The following is a 1,277-nucleotide window of genomic DNA, read 5'->3' as shown; positions in this document are numbered from 1 at the left end:
GCCCGGCGTGACCAAGTCCTCCTGGTAGCAGTGCCCCACGGATGACCCAGCAGGCGGCGGGCCGCGCACCTCATGGGGCGGGGCCCGCCGTGTTCGTCAGGGGCGCCGGAAGCCACGCGCGGGCCTGGGGTCAACTTAGGCGCTTGTTGAAAATGATTACCATACCGGCTAGTGTCTTCTGCAGCCACGCGGGAGGGCCTTCTCTTTCCGTGATCGGCCATGCTCGGGTGCCCGTGGGGGGCTCAGGTACCGCGCACATTCCCAGGGGCAACGTGCCCATTTCTGCCGCCCGCCTACGGCGGTGCGGCCTCTTGAAGCAGATGAGGGGCGATGAGATCGACTACGCGGTCCGCGTACGTGGCAGGAGTGCTGGTCCTGGCTGCGGCAGGACTCATCTCCGTGGCGCCGGCAGGTCATGGCAGTGTCGTAATCCATGGCGTCCCGGCGGCGTATGCGGCCGAATCGGCCGCGAGTGACGTGATCAGCGAGCGCATCGTGATCGACACAGGCCACGTCGATGCGATCGCACCGCGAATAGTGGACGGAAAGTTCCGCACGCTGTTCAAGGACAGCCGGACCACCAGCGCCGTCTGGCGCGAACCCGGTTCGGTGATCATGCACTTGACGTCCAAGGGCAAGCAGACCATCCCCGACCCGGCCGACGGACTGTCCTTCCTCGGCAACGCCGGCGACACCTTCTACTCGATCCCCCAGACCCAAGACCCCGAGGTGCTGTGGGCAGGCTGGAGCACCGAGGCCTTCCAGAACAGCGACATCCAGGGCAACTTCACGCTGTCACTGGACAAGGTGGAGGGCCCAGGCGGGCTGCTGCTCTTCGAATGGACGCCCTTCGGCGAGCCGATGATGCGCTTCGACAGCCGCGACGGTCTCCCCGACACCTACGAGGTACCGGCACGTACTCACGAGCACGCCAACTGGGTCTTCACCAAGGAGGGCGTCTACCGCATGACGTTCACCTTCAAGGCGACACTTCCCTCAGGGCAGGAAGTCTCCGACAGCCAGGTCTTCACCATGGCCGTTGGCAACGTCAACCCTGACGAGGTTCCGCTTCCGGGAGACGAGGATCCCGGAGGCTCGACCGACGGCGGCTCCACGGACGGCGGCTCCACGGACGGCGGCTCGACCGACGGCGGCTCCACGGACGGCGGCTCCACGGACGGCGGCTCGACCGACGGCGGCTCCACGGACGGCGGCTCCACGGACGGCGGCTCCACGGACGGCGGCTCCACGGACGGCGGCTCCACGGACGGCGGCTC

1 protein-coding gene is annotated in these 1,277 nt (G+C 67.5%); it reads left to right on the top strand.

What is annotated here, in order from left to right; translation table 11 throughout:
- Positions 1-495: 495 nt before the first annotated feature.
- Positions 496-1,277 (top strand): choice-of-anchor M domain-containing protein (locus ABZ883_RS43120; RefSeq protein WP_360917794.1); only part of this gene is annotated, 782 nt, incomplete at its 3' end.

It is taken from the genome of Streptomyces sp. NPDC046977, from assembly GCF_040644455.1.
Classification (GTDB): Bacteria; Actinomycetota; Actinomycetes; order Streptomycetales; family Streptomycetaceae; genus Actinacidiphila.
This window is presented reverse-complemented; position numbering and strand designations above follow the sequence as displayed.